At 66.7% G+C, this 25,313-nt stretch carries 25 protein-coding genes; 15 read left to right on the top strand and 10 right to left on the bottom strand.

Annotation, left to right across the window (positions count from 1 at the left end):
- Positions 1 to 32 precede the first annotated feature (32 nt).
- Positions 33 to 1,394: a sensor histidine kinase gene (locus ACXJKM_RS04450; protein ID WP_457350535.1), complete on the bottom strand. Its 1,362-nt coding sequence runs from the start codon at positions 1,392 to 1,394 to the stop codon at positions 33 to 35.
- Positions 1,394 to 2,737 carry a sigma-54-dependent transcriptional regulator gene (locus ACXJKM_RS04445; RefSeq protein WP_457350533.1) on the bottom strand — a complete coding sequence of 448 codons (1,344 nt, stop codon included), beginning with the start codon at positions 2,735 to 2,737 and terminating at the stop codon, positions 1,394 to 1,396. The genes ACXJKM_RS04450 and ACXJKM_RS04445 overlap by 1 nt, the downstream gene beginning before the upstream one ends.
- A gap of 187 nt (positions 2,738 to 2,924) precedes the next feature.
- Between ACXJKM_RS04445 and ACXJKM_RS04440 the strand changes: the two genes are divergently transcribed.
- The 6 genes from ACXJKM_RS04440 (at position 2,925) to ACXJKM_RS04415 (ending at position 9,948) form a co-directional block, all read left to right on the top strand.
- Positions 2,925 to 4,595 (top strand): OFA family MFS transporter, encoded by a 1,671-nt coding sequence (locus ACXJKM_RS04440; RefSeq protein WP_457350531.1) that lies wholly within the window; start codon positions 2,925 to 2,927, stop codon positions 4,593 to 4,595.
- A 149-nt stretch (positions 4,596 to 4,744) separates the two neighbouring features.
- Positions 4,745 to 7,057, top strand: coding sequence for an FdhF/YdeP family oxidoreductase (locus ACXJKM_RS04435; protein ID WP_457350529.1), 2,313 nt, complete (start codon positions 4,745 to 4,747; stop codon positions 7,055 to 7,057).
- Complete coding sequence (locus ACXJKM_RS04430) at positions 7,041 to 7,289, top strand: hypothetical protein (RefSeq protein WP_457320816.1); 249 nt, start codon at positions 7,041 to 7,043, stop codon at positions 7,287 to 7,289. Before ACXJKM_RS04435 ends, ACXJKM_RS04430 begins: the two co-directional genes overlap by 17 nt.
- Positions 7,290 to 7,378: 89 nt before the next feature.
- Positions 7,379 to 7,537, top strand: a complete 159-nt coding sequence (locus ACXJKM_RS04425) for a hypothetical protein (protein ID WP_457320817.1) — start codon at positions 7,379 to 7,381, stop codon at positions 7,535 to 7,537.
- Positions 7,534 to 9,285 (top strand): methyl-accepting chemotaxis protein, encoded by a 1,752-nt coding sequence (locus ACXJKM_RS04420; protein ID WP_457350528.1) that lies wholly within the window; start codon positions 7,534 to 7,536, stop codon positions 9,283 to 9,285. The genes ACXJKM_RS04425 and ACXJKM_RS04420 overlap by 4 nt, the downstream gene beginning before the upstream one ends.
- Before the next feature lie 39 nt (positions 9,286 to 9,324).
- Positions 9,325 to 9,948 carry a glutathione S-transferase family protein gene (locus ACXJKM_RS04415; RefSeq protein ID WP_056205458.1) on the top strand — a complete coding sequence of 208 codons (624 nt, stop codon included), beginning with the start codon at positions 9,325 to 9,327 and terminating at the stop codon, positions 9,946 to 9,948.
- A gap of 6 nt (positions 9,949 to 9,954) precedes the next feature.
- Here the strand turns inward: ACXJKM_RS04415 and ACXJKM_RS04410 are convergent, their stop codons facing one another.
- The 4 genes from ACXJKM_RS04410 to ACXJKM_RS04395 form a co-directional block, all read right to left on the bottom strand.
- A complete protein-coding gene (locus ACXJKM_RS04410) occupies positions 9,955 to 10,713 on the bottom strand; it encodes a hypothetical protein (protein ID WP_457350526.1) in 759 nt (252 codons plus the stop codon).
- 126 nt (positions 10,714 to 10,839) lie between these two features.
- Positions 10,840 to 11,208, bottom strand: coding sequence for a hypothetical protein (locus ACXJKM_RS04405; protein ID WP_056205453.1), 369 nt, complete (start codon positions 11,206 to 11,208; stop codon positions 10,840 to 10,842).
- A 176-nt stretch (positions 11,209 to 11,384) separates the two neighbouring features.
- Complete coding sequence (locus ACXJKM_RS04400; RefSeq protein ID WP_457350524.1) at positions 11,385 to 12,911, bottom strand: Do family serine endopeptidase; 1,527 nt, start codon at positions 12,909 to 12,911, stop codon at positions 11,385 to 11,387.
- A gap of 555 nt (positions 12,912 to 13,466) precedes the next feature.
- A complete protein-coding gene (locus tag ACXJKM_RS04395) occupies positions 13,467 to 14,408 on the bottom strand; it encodes a LysR substrate-binding domain-containing protein (RefSeq protein ID WP_457350522.1) in 942 nt (313 codons plus the stop codon).
- Between the two features lie 128 nt (positions 14,409 to 14,536).
- Here ACXJKM_RS04395 and ACXJKM_RS04390 point away from each other — a divergent pair, with 128 nt between their 5' ends.
- The 8 genes from ACXJKM_RS04390 (at position 14,537) to ACXJKM_RS04355 (ending at position 20,852) form a co-directional block, all read left to right on the top strand.
- On the top strand, positions 14,537 to 15,301 hold the full coding sequence (locus tag ACXJKM_RS04390) for an SDR family NAD(P)-dependent oxidoreductase (RefSeq protein WP_457350520.1): 765 nt from the start codon (positions 14,537 to 14,539) through the stop codon (positions 15,299 to 15,301).
- A 41-nt stretch (positions 15,302 to 15,342) separates the two neighbouring features.
- On the top strand, positions 15,343 to 15,723 hold the full coding sequence (locus tag ACXJKM_RS04385; protein WP_457350518.1) for a nuclear transport factor 2 family protein: 381 nt from the start codon (positions 15,343 to 15,345) through the stop codon (positions 15,721 to 15,723).
- Positions 15,724 to 15,808: 85 nt separating this feature from the next.
- Complete coding sequence (locus tag ACXJKM_RS04380; protein ID WP_457350516.1) at positions 15,809 to 16,405, top strand: TetR/AcrR family transcriptional regulator; 597 nt, start codon at positions 15,809 to 15,811, stop codon at positions 16,403 to 16,405.
- A gap of 14 nt (positions 16,406 to 16,419) precedes the next feature.
- A complete protein-coding gene (locus ACXJKM_RS04375; RefSeq protein ID WP_457350514.1) occupies positions 16,420 to 17,457 on the top strand; it encodes an SDR family oxidoreductase in 1,038 nt (345 codons plus the stop codon).
- Positions 17,458 to 17,529: 72 nt separating this feature from the next.
- Positions 17,530 to 17,910 carry a nuclear transport factor 2 family protein gene (locus ACXJKM_RS04370; protein ID WP_457350512.1) on the top strand — a complete coding sequence of 127 codons (381 nt, stop codon included), beginning with the start codon at positions 17,530 to 17,532 and terminating at the stop codon, positions 17,908 to 17,910.
- A 9-nt stretch (positions 17,911 to 17,919) separates the two neighbouring features.
- Positions 17,920 to 19,215 carry an alpha/beta fold hydrolase gene (locus ACXJKM_RS04365; protein WP_457350511.1) on the top strand — a complete coding sequence of 432 codons (1,296 nt, stop codon included), beginning with the start codon at positions 17,920 to 17,922 and terminating at the stop codon, positions 19,213 to 19,215.
- A 291-nt stretch (positions 19,216 to 19,506) separates the two neighbouring features.
- A complete protein-coding gene (gene wrbA, locus ACXJKM_RS04360) occupies positions 19,507 to 20,112 on the top strand; it encodes an NAD(P)H:quinone oxidoreductase (protein ID WP_457350509.1) in 606 nt (201 codons plus the stop codon).
- Positions 20,113 to 20,486: 374 nt separating this feature from the next.
- Positions 20,487 to 20,852 (top strand): nuclear transport factor 2 family protein, encoded by a 366-nt coding sequence (locus tag ACXJKM_RS04355; protein ID WP_457350507.1) that lies wholly within the window; start codon positions 20,487 to 20,489, stop codon positions 20,850 to 20,852.
- A gap of 451 nt (positions 20,853 to 21,303) precedes the next feature.
- Here the strand turns inward: ACXJKM_RS04355 and ACXJKM_RS04350 are convergent, their stop codons facing one another.
- The 4 genes from ACXJKM_RS04350 to ACXJKM_RS04335 are packed head-to-tail and all read right to left on the bottom strand — an operon-like array spanning position 21,304 to position 24,187.
- Positions 21,304 to 22,278, bottom strand: a complete 975-nt coding sequence (locus ACXJKM_RS04350; RefSeq protein ID WP_457350505.1) for a pirin family protein — start codon at positions 22,276 to 22,278, stop codon at positions 21,304 to 21,306.
- Between the two features lie 45 nt (positions 22,279 to 22,323).
- Positions 22,324 to 22,914 carry an NADPH-dependent F420 reductase gene (locus ACXJKM_RS04345; RefSeq protein WP_056205448.1) on the bottom strand — a complete coding sequence of 197 codons (591 nt, stop codon included), beginning with the start codon at positions 22,912 to 22,914 and terminating at the stop codon, positions 22,324 to 22,326.
- A gap of 46 nt (positions 22,915 to 22,960) precedes the next feature.
- Positions 22,961 to 23,569: an FMN-dependent NADH-azoreductase gene (locus ACXJKM_RS04340; RefSeq protein ID WP_056205446.1), complete on the bottom strand. Its 609-nt coding sequence runs from the start codon at positions 23,567 to 23,569 to the stop codon at positions 22,961 to 22,963.
- Between the two features lie 39 nt (positions 23,570 to 23,608).
- Positions 23,609 to 24,187 (bottom strand): YceI family protein, encoded by a 579-nt coding sequence (locus tag ACXJKM_RS04335; protein ID WP_457350503.1) that lies wholly within the window; start codon positions 24,185 to 24,187, stop codon positions 23,609 to 23,611.
- Between the two features lie 181 nt (positions 24,188 to 24,368).
- On the opposite strand from ACXJKM_RS04335, the gene ACXJKM_RS04330 reads away from it, so the two are divergent.
- Complete coding sequence (locus tag ACXJKM_RS04330; RefSeq protein ID WP_057295916.1) at positions 24,369 to 25,286, top strand: LysR family transcriptional regulator; 918 nt, start codon at positions 24,369 to 24,371, stop codon at positions 25,284 to 25,286.
- Positions 25,287 to 25,313: the final 27 nt, after the last annotated feature.

The raw sequence follows: 25,313 nt of genomic DNA, 5'->3' as shown, positions 1-25,313 counted from the left end.
TGGCCCGCTGAAACAAGTTGTGCACTCTGTCACTAATTGCTTGTCTTGGCATCCCCATTCGACAGGACGGCGTGCCCTGGCAGCCGGATCGTCACGCGCAGCCCGCCACCGTCCCGGTTGGCCAGCGCGATATGGCCGTCGTGGGCTTCGGCAATCTCCCGTGCCAGCGCAAGCCCCAGGCCCGTACCGCCCTGGGAGCCGGGTTCGGAGCGCTTGGTGGAGTAGAAGGGCAGCAACGCCTGGGCCAGCACCGCCTCGCTCATGCCGGGGCCGCGGTCCAGCACTTCGATGCGCAGCTCGTCGCCCTGGCTGGCCAGGCGCAGCAGGATCTCGTCGGGGTCGCTGCCCGACTCATGGGCGTTCTTGATCAGGTTGAGCAGGGCTTGTTCGATCTGGGCCGCATCGAACCAGCCGGGCTGATCGGGCGGCGCGCCCTCGACGCGGAATTCGCCCAGCGTCGCCAGCCGCGCGATAAAGGCCGACCAGTCCACCGCGGCGCGGCGCGGCGCCGGCAGCTTAGCGAAGGCCGCGTAGCCGCTCAGGAAGACATGCAGATGTGCCGCGCGCTCGCCGATGCTGGCCAGCACCTGCAGCAGGCGCTCGGTGTTGCCGCGCCGCGCCAGCTCCGCGCCGCTGTGGGCCAGCGACGAGATCGGCGCCAGCGAGTTGTTCAGCTCGTGGCTCAACACGCGGATGACGCGCTTCCACGTCGCGACTTCGGCCCGCGACAGCTCCCGCGTCATGCGTCGCAGCAGCCGCAGCCGATGCGGCTGGCCCTGCAGCCTGAACGTGCGCGTGCTGTGGTGGAAGGTTTCCTCCGACCCATCGGGCAGCGTCACCGCGAAAAGCCGGTCGCCGTCGCCGGCGAGGGCCTCGCGCAGCGCCTCCGGCAGGTGGGCGATGACGGTGGTGAAGTCCAGCCCGGTCAGGCTGCGGCCGTCGCCCAGCAACTGGCGTGCGGCCAGGTTGGCAATGGCGATGCGCTCGCTCGGCGCCGTCAGCACCAGCGCGACGGGCGTGTTCTGCACGACGGTGTCCAGCAGCAACTCGCGCTGGGCCAGGTGCTGGCGCTGCTCGCGCAGGGCCAGGCCGAGCTCGGCGTGCAGTTGCGTCAGCTCGATCAGCTCACGCGGACCGTCTGGCGCGAGATTGAGGCTGAAGTCGCCGTCGCGGTAACTCAGCACGGCCCCTTCGAGTGCGCGCGTGAGCCGCAGCAGCGGCGTCAGCCAGAACGCCGCCAACCAGCCGATCAGCGGCAGCATGACGATCACCGCCACGGCCAGCGCGATGCCTGCATCCAGGCCCGCTCGGCGCACGCCGAGGATGACCAGGGGCGGCACGACCGCCGCCGCGCCGAGTGCCAGCAGTGCGCGTGCGCGCAGCGACAGCGGCATCAAAGGTCTATCCCATAACGCTCCAGCCGCCGGTACAGCGCCTGGCGCGACAGACCCAGCTGGCTGGCCGCGCGGCTGACCACGCCGCCTGCCGCGTTCAGCGCCGCGACGACGGCCTCGCGGCTGGGCTCGTCGAGGTTGCGCCAGGCGCCCCCGCCATTGCCATTGGCTTCCTCCAGCCCCAGCAGGGCCGGCGTGATCTCACCGCCCTGGCACAGCAGGGCCGCGCGTTCGACGGCGTTCTTCAGTTCGCGCACATTGCCTGGCCAACGGTGGGCGAGCAGGGCCTCGCGCGCGGCCTCGCTCAAACGCGCCCGGCCGGCCAGGAAATGCTCGGCCAGCGGCAGCACATCGTCGCGGCGCTCGGCCAGGGGCGGCAGCTTCAGCTCGATGAGGTTGAGGCGGTAGAACAGGTCTTCGCGGAAGGCGCCGGTCTTGACCATGGCGCGCAGGTCGGCATTCGTCGCGCTCAGCACGCGCACCCGCACCTGGCGCGTCTTGCTCGAGCCCAGGCGCTCGAACTGGCCCGTCTCCAGCACGCGCAGCAGCTTGACCTGGCCGGCCAGCGGCAGGTTGCCGATCTCGTCGAGGAAGAGGGTGCCGCCATCGGCCGCCTCGAAGCGGCCCACGCGCGCCTTGGCCGCACCGGTGTAGGCGCCGCTGTCGCTGCCGAACAGCTCGGCCTCGATGAGGTCGGCCGGCAGGGCGCCGCAATTCAGCGCGACGAAAGGGCCGTCATGCGCGCTGGAATTGGTGTGCACGAAGGCCGCAATGCGTTCCTTGCCGGCGCCGTTCGGCCCGGTGATCAGTACCGGCACCGGTGCCGCGGCGATCTGGCCGGCCAGTTCGAGCAAATTGGCTATCGCATCGGAGCCGAACACGAGGCCGGCGAGGTCGTAGCGCCGTGCCAGCGCTGCGCGCCTGGCCGCCCGCGCCTCGCGCAGCTGCGCGATTTCGCGGTTGGCCTCGCCCAGCTCCAGCAGGTTCTCGACGGTCGCGATCAGCTTGGCGTCGTCCCAGGGTTTGGCGAGATAGTCGGCCGCGCCGGCCTTGACGAGGGCCACGGCCGCGTCCAGCCGCGTCCAGGCCGTCAGCAGGATGACGGGGAGGTCGGGGCGGCGCGCGCGGATGGCACGAAAGAGCTGCTCGCCTTCCTCACCCGAGGTCGTGTCGGCCGTGAAGTTCATGTCCTGGATGACGAGGCCGAAGGCGCGCTTGTCCAGCAGGGCCAGGCCCTCCTCGGGGCTGGTGGCCATGCTGGCCTCGATGTCGTGCAGGGACAGCAGCAGTTCCAGCGCCTGGCCCACGCCGGGGTGGTCGTCAATGATCAATACGCGTCGCATGGCGCAGCAGGATAGCCGCCCATCCAACCGTGCCATCTGCCCGGATTTTCCGCACGACGCGCTAGGTTTTTCCCTAGATCGCCACTTCAACGGCGGACTCGTCACAAAGCAACCCGTATCCTGCGCCGCCTCGGGCGGGCTGATGGTGGTTGCGCACGAGATTCACATCAACGTCGAAGGGAACACCATGTCTTCAGTGGGATTGGATGCCGTACCCGGTCCGGGTCGGAGTGCGGGCTGGCTCGACAAGGAAAGAACCATTGCCGGCGTCGGCTTCAACCGCTGGCTGGTGCCGCCGGCGGCCCTCGCCATCCATCTGTGCATCGGCATGGCCTATGGCTTCTCGGTGTTCTGGCTGCCGCTGTCCAAGGCCCTGGGCATCAAGGAGGCGATCAAGTGCGGCGCCGACGTGGGCTTCTTCCAGGAACTCTTCGTCAGCGGTTGCGACTGGAAGGTCTCGACGCTGGGCTGGATGTACACGCTGTTCTTCGTCTTCCTGGGTTGCTCCGCGGCGATCTGGGGTGGCTGGCTCGAACGCGCCGGCCCGCGCAAGGCCGGTGTCGTGTCGGCCCTGTGCTGGTGCGGCGGCATGTTGATCTCGGCGCTGGGCATTCATCTGCACCAGTTCTGGCTGATGATCCTGGGCAGCGGCGTCATCGGTGGCATCGGCCTGGGCCTGGGCTACATCAGCCCGGTCAGTACGCTGATCAAGTGGTTCCCGGACAAGCGCGGCATGGCCACCGGCATGGCCATCATGGGCTTTGGCGGCGGCGCCATGATCGGCTCGCCACTGGCGGCCGAACTGATGAAGACCTTCGCCACGGCCACCGACGTCGGTGTGACGCAGACCTTCATCGTCATGGCCCTCGTCTACTTTGTCTTCATGATCGGCGGCGCATTCGGCTATCGCGTGCCGCCGACGGGCTGGAAGCCGGCCGGTTGGACCGCACCGGTCGCCCAGGGCAGCAACGCCATGATCACGCAGCGCCACGTGCACGTGAAAAAGGTCTGGGGCATTCCGCAGTTCTGGCTGGTCTGGATCGTGCTGTGCATGAACGTGTCGGCCGGCATCGGCGTCATCGGCATGGCCAGCCCGATGCTGCAGGAAGTCTTCGGCGGTTCGCTGATCGGCCTGACCGCCAAGTTCGGTGAGCTGGACAAGGCGCAACTGGCCAAGATCGCCGCTGTGGCCGCCGGCTTCACGGCGCTGCTGAGCCTGTTCAACATCGGTGGCCGCTTCTTCTGGGCCAGCCTGTCGGACAAGCTCGGCCGCAAGGTCACCTATGTCGTCTTCTTCCTGCTTGGCGGGCTGATGTATGCCAGCATCCCCAGCAGCGCGGCCGCCGGCTCCAAGCTCGCCTTCGTCGGCGCGGTCTGCGTCATCCTGAGCATGTACGGCGGCGGTTTTGCGACCGTGCCGGCCTTCCTCGCCGACCTGTTCGGCACGCAGATGGTGGGTGCGATCCATGGCCGCCTGCTGACGGCCTGGGCCACGGCCGGCATCCTGGGCCCCGTCGTCGTGAACTACATGCGCGACTACCAGCTGGAGCTGGGCCTGCCGCGCGAGCAGGTCTACAACCAGACCATGTACATCCTCGTGGGCATGCTGGTCGTCGGCCTGATCGCCAATCTGATGATCCGTCCGGTGGCCGACAAGCACTTCATGACCGAGGCCGAGCTGGCCGAGGAAAAGCGCCTGGCGCACGAGCGCGCTGCGGCCGCCGAGGTGGGTTCGGGGTCGGGCGCCAGTGCCGCGACTTCGCCCGCGGTGGTGGCGCTGGCCTGGGCCGCGGTGGGCATCCCACTGGCCTGGGGTGTGTACAAGACCCTCATCAACGTGGGCAAGTTCTTCAACTGATCCGGTCCTGCTAGGCTGACAAGCCCCGCTGCCTGTGCAAGGCGCGGGGCCTTTTTCTTGGTGTATGACCTTACAGCCCCCACGTTCGCGCTGCTCACTGCCCCCCGAGGGGGTGCGTCAGCGGCTTCGGGCGGCCGGGCACCACTGACATGAGTGAACAAAAGATCGAGCTGTACGACGGCCCCGCCGGCGGTTGGGGCGCGCTGAAGAGCGTGGCCAAGCACCTGAACGAGCAGGGCGTGGCCGTGAAGGGCGCCAAGACGCTGCTGCATGCCAACCAGACCGACGGCTTCGACTGCCCCGGCTGCGCCTGGCCCGACCGTGACCACCGCTCCACCTTCGAGTTCTGCGAGAACGGCGCCAAGGCCGTCGCCGCCGAAGCCACTGCGCGGCGCGCAACGCCCGAGGTCATAGCCGCGAAGACGCTGAAGGAATGGGCCGAGGCGTCGGACTACGACCTGGAAGCCACCGGCCGCCTGACCGAGCCCATGGTCTACGACGCCCAGACCGATCGCTACCAGCGCACCAGCTGGGACGCGGCCTTCGCGCTGATCGCCCGCGAGCTGCAGGCGCTGCCTGATCCCAACGAAGCCATCTTCTACACGTCGGGCCGCACCAGCAACGAGGCCGCCTTCCTCTACCAGCTGTTCGTGCGCGAGTACGGCACCAACAATTTCCCCGACTGCTCCAATATGTGCCACGAGCCCAGCGGCTCCGGCATGCGGCCGACCATCGGCGTCGGCAAGGGCACGGTCACGCTGCACGACTTCGAGCAGGCCGACACCATCTTCGTGTTCGGCCAGAACCCGGGCACCAACCACCCGCGCATGCTGGGCGAGCTGCGCGCGGCCCGCAAGCGCGGCGCGCGCATCGTCAGCTTCAACCCGCTGCGCGAGCGCGGCCTGGAGCGCTTTGCCGACCCGCAGAACGCCATCGAGATGGCGACGCTGGGCGATTCGCCGATCAGCAGCCACTACTTCCAGCTCCAGGTCGGCGGCGACTTCGCGCTGCTCAAGGGTATGTGCAAGCGCGTCGTCGAACTGGACGATGCCGCGCTGGCGGCCGGTAAGCCGCGCGTGCTGGACGTCGCCTTCATCGCCGAGCACACCCAAGGCTTCGAGACCTTCATCGCCGAGCTGCGCGAGCAGCCCTGGGAGCCGCTGGTCGCGGCCTCGGGCCTGACACGCGAGCAGATCGTGCAGGCCGCGGACATCTACGCGACCAGCGAGCGCGTCATCGCCTGCTGGGGCATGGGCATCACCCAGCACCGGCACTCGGTCAAGACCATCCAGATGATCGTCAACCTGCTGCTGCTGCGCGGCAACCTGGGCCGCCCGGGCGCGGGCGCCTGCCCGGTGCGCGGCCACAGCAATGTGCAGGGCGACCGCACCATGGGCATCTACGAGAAGCCCGCACCGGCCTTCCTGGACAAACTGGGCCAGGTGTTCGGCTTCGAGCCGCCGCGCGAGCACGGTCATGACACCGTGGGCGCCATCCAGGCCATGCTCGATGGCCAGGGCAAGGTCTTCATCGCCATGGGTGGCAACTTCGCCGCTGCCACGCCCGACACGGCCGCCACCTGGCGCGCGCTGCGCCAATGCGAGCTGACGGTGCACATCACCACCAAGTTCAACCGCAGCCATGTCGTGCACGGCCGCAAGGCGTTGGTGCTGCCAGTGCTCGGCCGCACCGAGATCGACGTGCAGGCCAGCGGCCCGCAGGGCGTCACGGTGGAAGACTCGATGAGCATGGTGCACCTGTCGGCCGGCATGAATGCGCCGGCTTCCGAGCACCTGATCTCCGAGCCCATGCTGGTCGCGCGCATGGCCGCTGCCACGCTGACGAAGAGCCGCACGCCGTGGCTGGCGCTGGCCAGCAACTACGCCACCATCCGCGACAAGATCGAGGCCGTGCTGCCCGACTTCGCCGGCTTCAACGAGAAGATCAAGGCGCCCGGCGGCTTTCGCCTGCGCAACACCGCCAGCGAACGCGTCTGGGCCACGGCAAGCGGCAAGGCCGAGTTCAGCACGCACGCCATGCCCACCGATCTGGCTGTGCAGCGCATTGCCGAGCGCCAGCGCGACGTTCGCGTCTTCACGCTGACGACGCTGCGCTCCCACGACCAGTACAACACCACCATCTACGGCCACGATGACCGCTACCGCGGCGTCTATGGTCACCGCCGCGTCGTCTTCATCCATGCCGAGGACCTCAAGGACCTGGGGCTCAAGGCCGGCGACTGGGTGGACATCACCAGCCTCTACATCGACGAGGCCGGCGGCGACGTCGAGCAGCGCCACGCCGAGCGTTTCCTGCTCGTCGCCTACGACATCCCGCGCGGCTGCCTGGCCAGCTACTACCCCGAGACCAACCCGCTGGTGCCGCTGCAGAGCTTCTCCGTCACCGCGCGCACGCCGACGTCCAAGTCCATCCCGGTCGTGCTGAGTGCGCACGCCGGCTGAGCTGCTGCATGAGCTGGGCGATGGCGCCCGGGCCGTGCCGCTGACGCGCCTGGCCAAGCGCCTGGACGCCCGCGTCAGCGAGTTGCTGCGCGAGTTCACGGCCCTGAGTGACGCCCGGCTCGGTGGCGTGGCCGGGCCGGGCTGGGTCAGCCTGCATTGCGACGACACGGGCCGCTGGACGGTGACCCTGACCGAGGCGGGCCGCGCGCAGCAGTCGGCGACACAGGGCTAGCCGCCGTGTAGCCGCAGGCAGATCCCGTGCCTGTCCGGAGGCACGGCCGAGGCACGGAGGGCAGCTTGCGGCGTCTCAAGTTCCCTGTCATGCTGGCTCTTCAGGGCAGCCCAGTAGCGGCGCCCTTCAGCAAGCGCCGCCCCAGGCGCAGCGCGGTGCAGGCGGACAACGGCGTCCTGCCGACCGACTTCCGGCTGAGTCGACGATGTCGCCAGCCGCTCGACTCCTTCGACGAGGTCAAGCCATGAACTTCAATGCTTTCAAGGTTTCCACCCGATTGGCCCTGGGTTTCGGCTCGGCGGTGCTGCTCGGCCTTGTGATCGCCGTCTTCGGCATGCTGCGGATGGGCTCGCTGGCCGCCAAGGTCGACGAGCTGGCCCTTGATCGCATGCCCAAGATGGACAAGTTCGCCGACATCAAGGACAACCTCAACACGAGCGCTCGCGCGGTGCGCAATGTGCTACTGACGACCGATGCGACCGTCCGTGCTGCCGAGGTGAAGCGCATCGGCGAGATGCGTGCGGCCACCGACCAGTCGATCGCCATGCTGGACAAGGCGCTCGCACAGCCCAAGAGCCGGGCGCTGCTCAAGCTCATCACCGACAACACGCCCGCCTACCGGCACGGGCTGGACCAGGTGTTGGCGCTGGCGAGCGAGGGCAAGACAGCCGAGGGCGCTGCGATGCTGACCGGCGAGGTGCGTGCCCGGCAGAGCACGATCTTCAAGGCCGTCGATGACTCCATCGAGTTGCAGAGCCAAGTCGCCAACCAGCTCGCCAAGGATGCCGGCCAAGTCGCCGCCAGCAGCGGCATGGAGATGCTCGGCGGCGCGGTCGCGATGGCCTTGCTGGGCGGTCTCGTGGGCTGGGCACTGTCGCGCAGCCTGAGCCGCGCACTTGGTGCCGAGCCGGGCGAACTCAGCGAGGCCGTGCAGCGCGTGGCCGATGGAGACCTGGCCCAGCCGGTACCGGTGCGGTCAGGAGACACGACGAGTACCGTGGCTGCTGTGGCGCGCATGCAGGAGGCGCTGGCCCTCATCGTGAGCACCGTACGCGCCAACTCCGACAGCGTGGCCATCGCCAGCGCCCAGATCGCGCAGGGCAACCAGGACCTGTCCAGCCGCACCGAAGAGCAGGCCAGCGCCCTGGAGCAGACGGCGGCGTCGATGGAGCAGCTGGGCTCGGCCGTGCAGCAGAACGCCGACAACGCCCGTCAGGCCAACCAGCTGGCACAAGGCGCCAGCGAGGTGGCCGTGCGGGGTGGCGCCGTCGTCAACGAAGTGGTGGCGACGATGAGAGACATCCAGCAGAGCTCGCAGCGCATCTCCGACATCATCGGCACCATCGACGGCATCGCCTTCCAGACCAACATCCTTGCGCTGAATGCGGCGGTGGAGGCCGCGCGAGCCGGCGAGCAGGGCCGCGGCTTCGCGGTCGTGGCCGGCGAGGTGCGCCTGCTGGCCCAGCGCAGCGCCCAGGCGGCCAAGGAGATCAAGTCGCTGATCATGGCCAGCGTCGAGCGTGTCGAGCGCGGCACCGTGCTGGTGGATCAGGCCGGCTCGACCATGACCGAAGTGGTCGACGCGATCCGCCGCGTCACAGACCTGATGGGCGAGATCAGCAGCGCCAGCGGCGAGCAGAGCAGCGGCGTGGCGCAGGTCGGCGAAGCGGTCATGCAGATGGACCAGACCACGCAGCAGAACGCCGCACTCGTCGAGCAAGGCGCCGCCGCCGCCGAGAGCCTCAAGGAGCAGGCCCGCCAGCTCGTGGCGGCGGTGGCGGTCTTCCGGCTCGCGCACGAGGCTCATGCGGCCGTGCCGGCGCCCCGGCCACGCAAGCCCTCGCCACCCGTGAGCCGGCCGTCGACGCGACCGGCGGTCAAGGCCGTCGTGCGCAGACCGGCACCCGTCGAGCCGCGCGTGCCCTCCAGGCCTGCCGCCAGCCCGGCCGTCGTCAAGCCCCCGGCGGCGGCCGATGGTGAATGGGCCGACTTCTGAACCGACACTGCAGGCTCCGTTGACTCGCCCGCATCTCCCATGCCTGCTCTCCGTCTCCTCGGCCGCCTCACCTCCATCAACGTCCGCAAGGTCATGTGGACCGCCGCGCAGCTCGATCTCGAGCTCGACCGCGAGGACTGGGGGGCGGGTTTTCGCTCGCCGCAGGAGCCGGGCTATCTGGCGATGAACCCCAACGGCCTGATACCCGTGCTCATCGATGGTGACTTCGTGCTGTGGGAGAGCAATGCCATCTGCCGCTATCTCGCCACCAAGCTCTACGCAACCACGCTGCTGCCGACCGAGCCGCAGGCGCGCGCCAGGGTCGAGCAATGGATGGACTGGCAGGCCGGCGAGCTGAACAACAGCTGGCGCGTCGCCTTCATGGCGCTGGTGCGCGGCCAGCCGGCCACGCCCGAGGCCATCACTGCAGGCGTGGCGAACTGGAACAAGCACATGGGCATGCTGGAAGTGCAGCTCGCCAAGACGGGCGCCTTCGTGACCGGGCCTGAGTTCACGCTGGCCGACGTCGTGCTCGGCCTGTCGGCCCAGCGCTGGAAGAACGCGCCGATCGAGCGCGTGGAACTGCCGGCGGTGGAGGCCTGGCTGCAGCGCTTGAGCGCGCGGCCGGGGTTTGCCGACTACGTGGACAACGGCATGCCTTGAGCGACCTCAGGGCTTGCCGCCAGCAGGCCGGCGCGCCAGGATCTGCTGCGCCGCCTCCCTGGCCGCGGCCATCTGCTGCGGTGTGGGCGGCGCGGCCAGGTGAAGCGCACCCCGCTCCAGCAGCGACTTGGCCATGCCCTTGGCCTCAGGGTGATCGGGCAGTTCGGCGTAGGCCATCAGAAAGCTCAAACGCTCGGCGTCGCTCAGTCCCCACGCGGGGTTGGACGTCGCCGCATTGATGAGGCTGAGCCCGTCACCGGCGAGCGCGTCACGCCGCATCGCTTCGGCCACCTGCTGGCACTGCGCGGCGGTCAGGTCGCCGGGGAAGGTCGCGGCGGCAAAGGCCGAGGCCGCCTCGGCCACGCCGGCCCGCACCGCCCGTGAGGCCAGTTCCGGCAGCATCACGCGGTGCTGGGCGGTCACGGTCTGGCAGCGCCTCGACTCGGCATCGGCCTCCACCATCATCTGGGTCATCATTTCCGGCGATATCCCCTGGTTGCGGACGGTCTCGAAGCTGTTGCGCCGCGTCTCGTTCGACGCGCAAAGCCGCAGCCAGCGCACCGCCTCCCAGGCGGCCGCCGCATCGTCGCCGGCCATCGCACGATCGATGTGCGGGCCGTACCCTTCCGAGCCGATGCGCGGTGCGGCCGGCCTTGCGGAGGTGGGTGTCGGCGAAGCCGTTGCGGAGGCGGCGCGCGCCACCGCGCGGATGGTTGTCGAGGCTGCTGAAGCCGCCAGGGGCGGCGTGGCGGGCAGGGCGGCCACGGTTGTGGGCTGGGAGGGCAAGGCCGGGCCTGCGGGCGGCGCGCTCAGCCCCAGCCACAGGGCGGCGGCAGCTGCAGCGCCAATCGCGATGAGGATGAGAACCCAGCGAATGGCGTCCATGGCGGCTCAGCTTGCGAAGTTGTAGCGCACGACGGCGACCGTCAGTGCGAACAGATAGCCGTAGGCGAAGCGGTCGATGCGCAGCACCGGGTCGCCGCGGCGCGCGCGCCAGAGGCCCATCAGCGTCATTGCGAAACCGGCGATCACGGGCGTGACGACGAGGTTGGCCAGGCGGGGCCAGCCATCGCGCGTCAGGTGCTGGGGCATCAGCCACAGGCTCAGCGCGCCGACGATGCCGCCCAGCAGCACATAGCCGAGCACGGCCACCCAGACGCTGGGCTGCTTGCGAAAAGGCTCGGCCACGGCATGCAGGCCGAGTTCGACGAGCAGTTCGCCGAAGACCTGGAAGATCAGTTCGAGCAGCAGTTCAAGCAAGATCTCCAGGGCGGTCTCCGCAGTCGGTGAGATGACACGCAGCCTAGCGCAACCGGCCGGCCGGCAGGCGGCCGCGTGAGTTTTCACCGGCTGGAGCGCTGATGAAAAAAAGCCCGCGGCAGATGAGCCGCGGGCCAGGTGCGGAGTGGCGCCTGCCACCCTGCCGTCGAGATGTGTCAGCCGAGCCGTACCGGCACAAAGATCTGCTGGCCGTCACGCGCCACCAGCAAGGCCACCGAGGCCGGCTTGCCCTTCAGCGCGTCGCGCACCTGCTCCACGCTCTGCACCGGCTTGCCGTTCAGCGCCAGCAGCACGTCGCCGGGCTGCACGCCTGCCAGCTGGGCCGGGCCGGTCACGCCTTCGATCAGCAGGCCATGGTCCAGCCCCGAGCCGCGCAGCTCCTGGCGCTCCAGCGGACGCAGCGCCAGGCCCAGCGAGCCGCCCTGGGGCGTGGCATTGGCTTCCTGCGTGTCCTTGTCGGCGCGGCCCAGGCTGACGGTCTCGCTGACGCGGGACTTGTCGCGCCACAGCTCCAGCTTGAGCTTGTCGCCGGGGCGGGCCAGGCCGACGCGGCTGGAAACGTCGCCCGCCACGCGCACCGGCTCGCCGTCGATGGCCGTGATGACGTCACCCGCCTTCAGCCCGGCCTTGGCGGCGGCGCTTTCAGGCTGCACGCTGGACACCAGGGCGCCATCGGGTGCGCCCAGGCCGAAGGACGAGGCCAGCGGCGCCGACAGGTCCTGCAGCGTGACGCCCAGTCGCGCATGCTCGACCTTGCCGTGGGCAACGATCTGGTCCTTGACCTTCAGCGCCACGTCCACCGGGATGGAGAAGGCCAGGCCCTGGAAGCCGCCGCTCTGCGAGAAGATCTGCGCGTTGACGCCGACGACACGGCCGGCCGCGTCGAACAGCGGGCCGCCCGAGTTGCCCGGGTTCACGGCCGCGTCGGTCTGGATGAAGGGCACGACGCTGTCGCCGGGCAGCGAGCGACCCTTGGCGCTGACGATGCCCTGCGTGGCCGTCTGCTCGAAGCCATAGGGCGCGCCGATGGCCAGCACATAGTCGCCGACCTGCACCTGCTTGGGGTCGCCCAGCTGCACGGTGGGCAGGCCCTTGGCGTCGAGCTTGAGCACGGCGATGTCGGTGGCCGGGTCGCTGCCCAGCACCTTGGCCGAGAACTCCCGGCGGTCGCTGAGCTTGACGGTGACCTGCTTGGCGTCGCGCACGACGTGGGCGTTGGTCAGCACGACACCGTCGCTGCTGATGATGAAACCGGAGCCCTGGCCGCGGAAGGGCTGCGGCCCCTGCTGCGGCATGCGCAGCCCGGGGATGCCGCGGAAGAAGCGGAAGAAGGGGTCATCGTCACCCCGCGCGACGGGGCCTTCGTCGCCGTCGTCATTGCCCACCTTGTGCAGGCCGGCCACGGTGATGCCGACCACGGCCGGGCCCTGGGTCTGCACGATGGCGCGGTAGTTGGGCAACTGGGCGGGGGGAAGGGCCACGGCGGGTGCCGGTGTGGTGGCCGCAGCGAGGGCCACGGTGGTCGGGGCGCCGCCGCCGGGCGTCGCGTCGGCGGCCGCTGCGGCGGGCGCCTTGTGAAACCCGGGCAAGGTCCACCCCGAAGCCGTGGTGGTCAGCGTCACACCGGCAGCCAGCAGCGCAGCGGCCGCGGCAGTCACCGTCATCTTGGCGGTCTGGGTCATCGAGAACTCTCCTCTAGGGGCGGGCTGCGGCGCAGCCGTTGCCGTGGACTCTAGGGAGGGGAGGTGAGGGCTCGATGAGGGGAAGGTGAGGTGAAAGTTAAGGCGACGTGGGACGTGGAGTCTGCGGTGGCGGCTTCAGGCTGGCTGCTGCCGCTCGGATTCATCAGTCGTGGGGCAGCAATGTGCCCGAAGCCGAACTTCGAGACCAGGGGGAAGGGTCAATTCCGCAGCGGGCGCTGTCATTGGCTGCCAGGGATCGGGGTCACGCTGCCGGCCACAAACCAGCCACTGAGTTGAGCCCATGCCGGCGACACCAACGTCCGGTGCGGAGCGCGCAGCGGCCATTCAAGCCGTACTTCAGGAAGTCCCCGGCACAGCGTCGATCGAATGTCGGCTGTCCGTGCCGGCGAACAGGCGCTCTCGACCCATGGCAGCTGGCCGCGGATTCGAACAAGCCGCTGAAAGGCGGGCACGGGTCTGCGAACACCCCAGGCAAGCCGGGCCGCAGATGGTCGAACAGGTGCCGCCGCTTCCTCGAGCCCTGTCCTTCGAGGCCTACCGATCGTCGAATGGCGCGAACACTTCGGCCACCCAGTCCACGAACAGCCGGATCTTGGCACTCAGGTGCCGGTTGCTCGCGTACAGCACGTGGAAGGGCTGGCGCGGGCGCATCCAGTCGTCGAGCAGGCGGGTCAACCGTCCGTTCTCGAGGTGCGGCGCGGCCATGAACTTGAATGCCTGTCCGATTCCTACGCCAGCCAGTAGAGCGCTCAAATGCGCGGTGCTCTCGTTGACGGCCACCTCCACTTGGCCGTGCACCAATATCTCCTCGCCCGCGCAGTGGAATTCGAGCGGGAACGCCCGCCCGGTGAGCGACGAGAAATATCCGGCGATGGCGTGGCCGGGAACGCGACGCTTGTCGGCGTCCTGCGCGGGCCGGGGCATCAGTTCGGAAGGGTGCTTCGGAACGCCGCGCGCCTTCAGGTAGACCGGGCTTGCACAGGTCACCCAATCCATGTCGGCGATGCGTCGCGCCACAAGCGACGTGTCCGGCAACGGCCCGCCCCGAATCGCGCAGTCCACGCCTTCGCCAACGAGGTCGATCGGACGATCGCTGACGCCGAGATCGACATGCAGATCCGGGTAGCGCGCGCGGAAACCCGGCAGCGCGGGAATGAGGATCATGTTGGCAACGACCGAGCCGACGTCGACCCGGATGCGCCCACGGGGTTGGGCGCGCGAGCGCGAAGCGCTTTCGTCCATCTCTTCGAGTTCGCCGATCAGTCGAGCGGCCCGCTCGTAGTAGGCCGCGCCCTCGGGCGTCACGCTAACGCGTCGCGTGGTGCGATGCAGAAGCTTTGTTCCCAGGTGGCGCTCCAGATCCTGGACAAGCTTGGTCACCGTGGGTCGTGGAATGTTCATGGTGTCGGCGGCGCGCGAGAAGGCGCCGGATTCGGCGATCCGCACGAAGACGCGCAGCGCCAGCAGTTGGTCCATGGCGTGGGCTGTAGGGTTGTTTCGTCCCCATTATTCAAGCACATGAAATAAGAAGTGCAAATCCTCATCTTTATTCCTGCCCATGACATTCGTAAGCTTCGCTCACCCTCTCAACACAGGAGCACGGCATGGGAAACAAACTCACCGGCAAGGTTGCCGTCATCACCGGCGGCACCACCGGCATCGGTCTGGCAGCCGCCAAGACCTTCGCGTCCGAAGGCGCGTTCGTCTACATCACGGGACGGCGTCAGGCCGAGCTGGATGCGGCCGTCGCCGCCATCGGGCAGAACGCCCAAGGTGTGCGAGCCGACTCGACGAAGCTGGACGAACTGGACAAGCTCTACGACCAGGTGCGGACACAGCATGACCGGGTCGACGTGCTGTACGCGAACGCAGGCGGGGGCGAGATGCTGCCGCTGGGCGCAATCACCGAAGCGCATTTCGACCAGACCTTCGAACGCAATGTGAAGGGCGTCGTGTTCACGGTGCAGAAGGCGTTGCCTTTGCTGGAGAAGGCAACACGCGGCGCCTCCGTCATCTTGGCGGGCTCGACGACCAGCGTGAAGGGCACTGCCAACTTCAGCATTTACAGCGCGACCAAGGCCGCGGTGCGCAACCTCGCCCGCAGCTGGGTTCTGGACTTGAAGGGCCGTGCAATTCGCATCAACACGCTGTCGCCAGGGCCGATCCACACGCCCGGCTTGGTCGAGCTCGCGGGGCCCGAGGCCGCGCAGCAGCAAGGACTGCTCGACTACCTGACCGCACAGGTGCCGATCGGCCGCATCGGACAGCCCGACGACGTCGCCAGAGCGGCGCTGTTCCTCGCTTCCGACGATTCGTCGTTCATCACCGGCATCGAACTGTTCGCCGATGGTGGCATGGCGCAGGTCTGAACTGCCCATCGACGAGCCCCTCACCTGTCAAGGAAAGTCTCATGACAACCGCACTCGAACTGCTTCAGGCCTATCAAGACAATGTTCGCACTCCAGCCGCCGCCGCGGCGCTCTTCGCGGACGACGGCGTCCTCGAGCTGCCGACGGTCCAGGCGCATGCCCGCGGCCCCTCGGCCGTCGAGGCCCTGCTCTCCGGCCTGCTGGCCAAGGTACCCGATTTCCGCTTCAAAGACTTCAAGGTCTGGATCGACACGCCCGACAAGGTCTTCGGCGAATACTCGGTCGAGGCGATGGTGGTCGACACCGGCAAGATGTACCGCCAGACCTATGCCGGCGTGTTGATCGCCGAGAACGGCAAGATCAAGCTGCTGCGCGAGGCACTTGACACCGCGGCCGCTGCGCGCGCGTTCAGCAAGGGTTGAACTTGCTGCCAGGCCGGCGCCAAAGATTGGCGCCCGCGATACACCCGGCAGTTGACCAGATGGACCAAATTAGTACACTCGGTACATGGCAAGCAAATCAAGTGAAGCGCCTCCATCGGCGGCGGAAGCGCGGAGGAACTCGATCCTCGACGCCGCCGTCAAGGAGTTCGGACGGCACGGATACCGGAAGACCTCGATCGAGGATCTGGCCGCTGCCGCCGGCATCTCCAAGCAGGGTCTCTACCTGCACTTCGCGGGAAAAAACGAGGTCTTCCAGGCCTCGATGCAGAAGTACCTCGTCGACTGCATGGCGCTGGTGGACAAGGCGCTCGGCCGGGCCGACCTGTCTCTGGTCGACCGCCTGACGGCGGCGCTGAATGCCTGGTTCGGGAGGCACCTGGCCACGTTCAGTCCCGCATCGTTCGACGTCATCGTGACGGGCGATCAGCTGTTTCCTGCGGCCATCGAGGAGTTCAAGGGCGAGTTCATGAAGCGCATCGCCTGGGCGCTGGCCGCGTCGCCTGAATTCATGGCGTCCGGTGCGAACCGCTCAGCAAAGGAGGTGGCGCAGGTGCTGTTCCTCTGCGGCCTCACCTGGAAGGAGGGTTCGCCCTCGCCGCGCGAATTCTCGGAGCGCCTTCGGCTCTGTGTTTGCGTCTGCTGTCACGTGAAAAAAGAGTGAGGGATTTGATGGGCATGGGCAAGATTCTCGTCACTGGCGGCTCCGGCTTCCTCGGTGGCCACTGCATCGAGCAACTCCTCCAAAGCGGGCACGAAGTGCGCACGACCGTGCGCTCGGAAAGCCGGCAGGCACACGTTCGCTCCATGGTGGGTCAAGGCAGGCCCCATGCTGATGACCGACTGGGCTTCGCGATGGCCGACCTGCAACGGGACGAAGGCTGGGCCGATGCGGTCAAGGACTGCGAGATCGTCCTCCACGTCGCGTCCCCCTTCCCGCCCGCCGCGCCGAAGCATGAAGACGACCTTATCGTCCCCGCCCGCGAGGGCACTCTGCGCGTGCTGACCGCCGCACGAAACGCCGGAGTGAAGCGCGTCGTCCTCACGTCGTCCTTCGCCGCGATTGGCTACGGCCACAGGCGTCCCGACCAGGTCCTCGACGAGACGTCCTGGACTCACCTCGATGCACGCTCCAGCGCCTACGTCAAGTCCAAGACCTTGGCCGAAAAGGCAGCCTGGAACTTTGTCGCCACCGAAGGACAAGGCATGGAGTTGACGGTGATCAATCCAGTGGGGATCTTCGGCCCCGTTCTCGGCGCCGACTGCTCGTCGTCGATCGCCTTGATCAAGCACATGCTCGAGGGCCGGGTCAGCGCTTGTCCCAAGGTGTATTTCGGCGTGGTGGACGTGCGCGACGTCGCGGACCTCCACATCCGGGCCATGACTCACCCGAAGGCGTCCGGCGAGCGCTTTCTCGCTTCGGCCGGCGACTGCGTGTCGATGCTCCAGGTCGCCGCCATGCTCCGCGAGCGCTTCGGCGACGTCGCGGCCAAGGCGCCGACCAGGGAGCTTCCCGACTGGTTGGTGCGTGTTGCCGCGCTCTTCAAGCCGGAGCTCAGGCAGGTGCTGCCCGAGCTGGGCAAGGACAAGCACATCTCGAACCGGAAGGCTCGCCAACTGCTGGACTGGGCGCCACGCAGCAGTGAAGACGCCGTGGCCTCTGCAGCGCAAAGCCTGCTGTCCAGGGGGCTCGTGGCCAGCAGCCCACCGCCCTGAGCCTCCGTGCTCTGCAAACCCAACCACCGGACTCCGTCCACGACCTTCGACCCACCCGAACCTGACCTCACCATGAAAACTGCACTCGACCTCCTCAAGGCCTATACCGACAACGCACGGAACCCCGCTGCCGCCGGTGCGCTCTTCGCAGACGATGGCGTGCTGGAACTTCCGACGATCAAGGTGCATGTCACCGGACCTGTGGGAGTCGAAGGACTCCTGACCGGCCTGCTGAAGCGTGTGCCCGATTTCAGGTTCAAGGAATTCAGGGCGTTCATCGACACGCCTGACAAGGCATTCGCCGAGTATTCGGTCGAAGCGTTGGTGCCCGACACCGGCAAGGTGTACCGCCAGACCTATGCCGGCGTGTTGATCGCAGAGAACGGCAAGATCAAGCTGCTGCGCGAAGCACTCGACACGGCAGCGGCTGCCGCCGCATTCAAGAAGGATTGAGGGCCAATCATGTCCGACCTCTTGAAACGGCTGTCCGCCGAAAGAATTTCACGCCGCGATGCGGTTCTCGGCATCGCGCGCGGTGCCTCGGCTGCTGCGTTCACGACGAGCCTGCTGACCCAGGCGACCGCGTTCGCCGGCCAGGGTGCCGGTGCGCCAGAAGCGATCGTGCCCTTTCGGGTCGCCGTGCCACAAACCGAGATTGACGACCTGAAGCGCCGCTTGGCGATGATGCGTTGGCCCGAGCGTGAAACGGTTTCCGATTGGTCGCAAGGCGTGCCCCTGGACATCGCGAAGCAGGTGATCAAATACTGGCACGACAAGTACGACTGGCGAAGGTTCGAGCGTCAGATCAATGGCTATCCGCAGTTCAGGACGCGCATTGACGGCCTCGACATCCACTTCATCCATGTGAAGTCGAAGCATCCGGGCGCGCTGCCCGTCCTCATGAGCCACGGCTGGCCGGGCTCGGTGGTCGAATTCCTCAAGGTGATTGGCCCGCTGACGGACCCGACTGCGTACGGCGGCCGCGCTGAAGAGGCGTTCGACGTCGTCATTCCCTCCTTGCCGGGGTTCGGATGGTCGGGCAAGCCCACCGATACGGGCTGGGACGTCGTCCGCACGGCCAAGGCCTGGGGTGTCCTGATGAAGCGCCTGGGCTATGCCCGCTGGGTTGCCCAAGGCGGCGACTGGGGATCCGGTGTGACCCACGCGCTCGGCCATGTCAAGCCCGAAGGCCTGGTGGCCGCGCATGTGAACTGGGCCTTCGTCTTCCCCGACAAGCTGCCGGTGGACCCGACAGCGGAAGAGCGATACGCCATGGATCGCGCCGCGCAGTTCACGGGCGACTGGGCCGGCTACTTCAAGGAGCAGGCGACCCGCCCGCAAACCATCGGCTATCCGCTGGCAGACTCGCCGGGCGGCTTGGCCCTCTGGATCTACGAGAAGTTTCAGGCGTGGACGGACAACCCCGGCAGCGTCGACAAGGTGCTCACGATGGACGAGATGCTCGATGACATCTCCGTCTACTGGTTCACCGACACGGCGGCCTCGTCCGCACGCTTTTACTGGGAAAACACGCGCAAGGGCTCCGCCAATTTCAATGCCGGAGTGATCGACCTGCCGATGGCGGCCACCATGTTTCCCAAGGAGATCTTCACGACGCCGAAATCGTGGGCGGAGGCGCACTGGCCCCACCTCATCTACTGGAACAAGGTGGACCGCGGCGGTCACTTTGCAGCCTTCGAGCAGCCGGCGATCTTCACCGATGAGCTCCGCAAGGCGTTCCGGACGGTTCGCGCGTGATGCGGGCGGTCGCGGGGGCGGCACGCGCCGACGTCTATCCACGCGAAGAGGAGGCCGCGCTTGGCCAGTGAATGCTGAGACCTATTCGAATCTCTCCTACTGGAACAAAGTTCCCAAGGGAGGCCACTTCCCCGCGACGTAGCAGCCCACGCTGTTCGTCGCGGAGACGCGAAGCGCACTGCGCCAATTCCGCTAGCGCCCAACCCTCTCGATGTCGCCCGTCAAGCGGACGGCTCTCCGAGAGGGACAGTTCCACCACAACTGATCCACAACTCATCACGAGGACAAGAAATGGCAAAAGTACTGGTTCTCTACTACTCGAGCTACGGCCACGTCGAGGCCCTGGCACACTCAGTCGCTGAAGGCGTCCGCAGCGCAGGCGCGACCGCAACTGTCAAGCGCGTTCCCGAACTTGTTCCGGACGAAGTCGCGACGGCCAGCCACTTCAAGCTGAACCAAACGGCTCCGATTGCGAGTCCGAACGAGCTCGCGGACTATGACGCGATCATCGTGGGCACTCCCACCCGATTCGGCAACATGGCAGCCCAGATGAAGAACTTCCTCGATCAGACCGGCGGACTTTGGTTCGCCGGCAAGTTGATCGGCAAGGTAGGTTCGGTCTTTGCATCTACGGCCACTCAGCACGGCGGCCAAGAGTCGACGATCTTGTCCACACACACCGTCATGCTGCATCACGGCATGATCATCGTCGGCCTTCCATATACCGCCAAAGGCCAGATGCGCCTGGACGAGATCACCGGTGGCAGCCCTTACGGCGCGTCGACCATCGCCGGCGGTGACGGCTCGAGACAACCCAGCGCGAACGAGTTGGAGTTGGCGCAATTCCAGGGTCGGCACGTCGCCGAGATCACACAGCGCCTGACACGGATCGCCTGAACGGCCGAGCGATCAAGGAAGGACCAGCGAGGTCATTGGAGTAGGCGACGTTGACTCGAACGTCGCTTGCCCGTTGGCAAGGAGCGAGATTTGTGCCAGACCCGAATCGGAGCGTTGCCTGGTCCTTCGCATGCTCGTAACACTCTGCGCGTCAGGCGTTCTGCAGGTTGCCTGGCTTGGGTGTGATTTGAATCGCCGCCGCAATCAACCCGGTCTCGCCGAGGACAACCGTTAAAGAGAAGTGCTTCTCAAGGACTTCGCGTTGAAGCCAACGCCGATATGGGTGGCGTACGGCAACGATCCATCCCGATCCCCAGACATCTACAAGACCGCGGCGGGGATCGATCGGTAGTCAATCACCAAGGAAGAATGCCATGTCAGATCGTATCCACGAACTCCTGCACCGCAACCTTCAGGAGGTCTTCGGTGAAGGCGATGCGATGCGCCGTCGCGCAGCGATCAAGGACCTCTATACCGAAGACTGTGCGCTCTACGTTCCCCCGGGAATATTCATCGGGCACGACGCCCTCGACAAGTTCGCCGGAGACCTTCGCGCGACGCACCCGCACTTTTCCTATACGCCGGTCGGTGAACCTCAGGCTCTCCACAACGCCGGCCGCATTGATTGGAGTTCCGGCGTGAAGGGTGAGGAGCCGGACTACACGGGCCTGGATGTCATCATCGTTCGCGATGGGAAGATTGCCGCGCTCTACGTCTTCCTGGATTCGATGCCTACCTGAAAGCGGCCCTCCGCGACCGCCAGTTCACGGCCTTCGAATCTGACACTGACCCGAACATCGTCGCCGGCCTTGCCTTGGTGGCCCCGGTCGCCAGTTCCGCTGAGAGGCTGGTCCTGGAAGTGCAGCGGTCATTCCACGATCAATTGGTCGAATGACAGCTGCTCCAGGCGGCGGTCGCAGGACTGCGGAAATCGAGCGACTGCAGCCAGCCTGTTGCTTAGGTTCGGCGGGCTTCCGCTTTGGGCACATTGCTGCCCTACGCACGCCGGCCGCGAGCGTCGGCAATCGCTGCGAAGCAGTAGTCCGCCGAACTTCGGCATCAGGCTGAGCTGAGTCATTCACATGCCAATGCAGCAGCGACAGCAGCCGTCCGGACCGGTCGTTGAGCGCTGCTGGCACCGACCGGCAGCTTCGCCCATGGGAGCAGTCGCTTGACCACGGCCCTCGAAAGTCAATCGGTTGAAGCGAACCTTCCCCGCTTCGAGCCATGGTTCGGGTCGTAGACGCCCCAAGCCCAATCTCCAAACCGGGTGTCTCGGTAGTCTTCGTAGGCACGTCGGATTTCGTCTAGCGTGGTCATCACGAACGGCCCGTGCTGCACGACGGGTTCTTCAATCGAGCGGCCTTGGAGCAGCAGTACCTCGGCCTCCTTGGACCCATTTACAAGCTCGACCACGGCGGAGCAGTCGACCTCGATAGCAGAACGCGCGTCGACGCACTCACCGTCGATGGTCAGCGTGGAGCCCTTGAAGAAGAGGAGCTGCCTGCGCGTGCCACTACCCAAGGCAGGCGGTAGCTGCCACCTCGCACCCGGCGCCATCTTCAACGTCCACACGGCCAAGTCCGAACTAGGGTCTGACGCCCATGACCTTGAAGGCGGTGACGGCGGCTGTTGCATGTGCACTCCGTGCAAGGCGCCGACGATGCATGTGACGTCGACGCCGGCTTCAACATGCCTCGGGATGTCCTCGGACCAGAACATCTTGAAGCTGGGCTCAGCCATCTTGTCGCGCGCCGGCAGGTTCAGCCATATCTGAAACAGCTCCAGCGTGTTCGGCTCGAGGGGGTCCAGCAAAGGGAACATCTCCGCATGCACGACACCACGCCCCGCAGTCAGCCACTGCACATCGCCCGCGCCATACCGGGCTGTGGCGCCCAGTGAGTCCGAGTGGTCGACCACGCCCTGGCGGACGATGGTGATGGTCTCGAAGCCGCGATGCGGGTGGGCAGGGAAGCCTGGCACCGTCTGCCCGAAGTACATGCGCCAGGGCTTTCCGGCACCTGTATCGGCAGGTGGTGGCTCAACCGGTCCCAAGTCGGCGTTCCCAGGTGGATAGTGGTCGAGGTGATAGGCGCAGACGAGAAACGGGTCGATGGTTTCCCAGGGGGTGCCGAGCCGGGCGACGCTGATGATGGAACGGGGCATGAACAATCCGAAGAGAGCAGTGGGTGAGCCACTCGTGGGCGGCAGTCAGCTCAGCTTGATGAGGTTCTGCAGGATCAGCGGCCCGCCCATACCGATCAGCAGCCCGCCCTCGTTCGCCTTGCCCAGAGGGACCGGCGCGAAGCCCAGGTCCGCGACCAGCTTGGCCATCGCCGCCTCAGCGCCGGCGTCGTTGCTCGACACGAACATGACACGCCGACCACCGTTGACCGCAGGGTCTTGCGCGAGCAGCTTGGCCGGCAGCTGGTTCAGCGTCTTGACCACCTTCGCGCCTGGGAAAGCGGCAGCCACCACGTCCGTGGAAGCCTGCCCCTTCAACTCTTCCGGCGAGATGCCGTAGGTGTTCATCGCGTCTACAACGACCTTGCCAGACCAGTTCGAGAGGGCTCCGCCGACCGCTGCGTGAGCACGGAATGGAACAGCCAGGATGACGACGTCGGCCGCAAGAGCGTCCTGCAACGCGACGGGAACCACCTTGTCGCCAAGTTCAGCGGCAAGCGATGCAATGGACTCGGGGCCGCGCGTGTTGGCGATCCGAACGGAAATGCCGCTGCGGGCGAAGTGACGGGCCAGGGCGGTGCCGACGTTGCCGGAACCGATGATGGAGTAGGAGGTCATGATGATTCTTTCGATGGGGGTTTGAGATTTGCGAAGCGCGTGCCCTTTAGGCCGCAATCGCCTCGATGTCTTGCAAGGCCTTGGCAATAGCGGCGTCCTTGGCTTGCGGCCCGAACGCGATGCCTTCGGCGCGCACGACCTTCACGTCGGTCACACCGAGGAAGGCCAGCAGGCCAATGAGGTAGCTTTCCTGGTGCTCGAGCGCAGCAGCCGGGCTGCCGGCCGAGTAGACGCCGCCCCGCGCCGATGCGATGAAGGCCTTCTTGCCCTTGAGCAGCCCTTGCGGCCCGGTCGCGGTGTACTGGAAGGTCTTGCCGGCCACGGCGACGCGGTCGATCCAGGCCTTGAGCGGCGTCGGAATCGACAGGTTGTACATGGGTGCGCCGATGACGAGGACGTCTGCGGCGAGCAGTTCGTCCATGTAGGCGTTGCCCTTGACCAGGTCGGCGTTGATGGTGGCGTCGTCGCTGGTAGCACCCATGCGCGCGGCCATATGAGCGCCGGTGAGGTGCAAGGCGGGGTCGGCTGCAAGGTCCCGATAGGTCACCCGGATGTCCAGGTGAAGCGCCTTTTGGCGGGCGACGATTTCAGCAGTCAGCTGGCGGCTGACGGACGCGGCGCCGAGGGCGCTGGAGTCAAGATGAAGGAGTTGCATGTTGGGTCTCGAAGTGGGTGGGGGTGGTTCGCAGCGGGCTTACTGCTTGACGGCTTCGACCTGCACGGCGAGCTTCACGGTGTCGGGGATGCCGAAGTTGATGCCCCAGCCCATGCCCCATTGGCTGCGCTGAATCGTGGTCTCGAAGTCGCCGCCGCACACCTCGCGCTTGAGGATGGGGTTCGTGTAGCAGTTGAAGTTGGAGGCCTTCAGCACGACGGGGAGGGTCTTGCCCAGCAGCGTGAGTTGCCCCGCGACTTCGCTGACCTTGTCGCCGTTGAAGCTGAACGTGCTGGCGGCGAACTTGGCCGTCGGGAACGCGGCGGTGTTGAGGAAGTTGTCGCTTTGCAGGTGCTGGTCGAACGCGGCGGTGCCGGTGTCGATGGAGCCGGTCTCGAGCGTCAGTTCGACTTTGCCGGTCCTGGCTGACTTGTCGAGTTGAACGGTTCCTTCCTTCTTGTCGAACCGACCGCGGTTGGTCGACGTTCCGAAGTGGGTGACCTCGAAGGTCACGAAGGTGTGCGTGGGGTCGATGCTGTAGGTGGCGACTTCCGCGTGAGCAGTGCCGACGAGTGCGGTGGCGGCGGCCAGTGCGGCCGCGATGAGGGTCTTGCGCATGGGACGGGTCCTTTGAGGGTGGCTTGCAGAAACTGGGGCTAAAACAGAGATGGGTCCCTGCTGCCTCCTATCCTTTGCAGCGATGGCTGCATGGGAACGAATGATGGAGACCGGCTTCCATTCTGAGAAGCCGGTATATTGAGATTCGATCCATCTGTTTAAGAGATGGAAGGAGTCTCAATTGCTCGACGGCGTTTCCTTGGACCAGCTCAGGACGTTCATCGCCGCGGTGGACGAGGGCAGCTTTTCCGCCGCCGCACGCAAGCTCAACCGCGTGCAGTCAGCGGTGAGCGGCTGGGTCAGCGGGTTGGAGCAGCAAATCGGCGTGGTGCTCTTCGACCGCTCAGGCCGGTTTCCGAAGCTCACCGCGGAGGGTGTGCTTCTGCTGGCCGACGCCCGCAACATCGTGTCTGGTGTGGACACGCTGAAGGCCCGAGCCAAGCTGATGGCGGCAGGCCAGGAGACCGAGCTCTCGGTGGTGGTTGACGTGTTCTTCCCCACTGCGCTCGTCAGCGCTGCCGCAAAGGCATTTGCGAGCCAATTCCCTCTTACGCCGTTGCGCCTGTTCGTGGAGGGCCTGGGAGCGGCTTACCAGCCCGTGCTGGATGGGCGGTGCAGTTTGGGCATTCTCTCGACCTTGCCGGCTGTGACGTTCCCGTCGCTGGTGAGCGAGCGCTTGGGCGAATTGCCCCTGGTATCGGTCGCCGCGGCGAACCATCCGCTCGCGGCATGGGCAGATCGGATTCCCCGAAGCGAGCTGGCGAAGCACGTCCAGCTGGTGCTCACCGACCGATCAGACCTGATGGCAGGACGCGACTACGGCGTGGTGTCGCCGTCGACCTGGCGCCTAGCCGATCTGTCGACCAAGTACGCCTTCCTGAAGGACTGCGTCGGCTGGGGCGGCATGCCACTGCACATGGTCGAGAAGGACATCGCTGACGGCACCCTGGTTGTCCTCGATGTGGACGACATGCCGCGGACGGGCTTCATGTTGACCATGTCCGCGTATCACCCGGCTTCCGAACCGCCCGGGCCCGCGGGCAGGTGGTTCATTGACCACTTGAAACAGTCCTGGGAGTCCTTGCGGGAACTGCCCTGATGCCTTCGGCAGGAAGGCTCTTTCAGG

The organism is Roseateles sp. P5_D6, from assembly GCF_054049415.1.
Note: the sequence above shows the minus strand (reverse complement) of the source record. Positions and strands in the feature narration are given on the sequence as shown.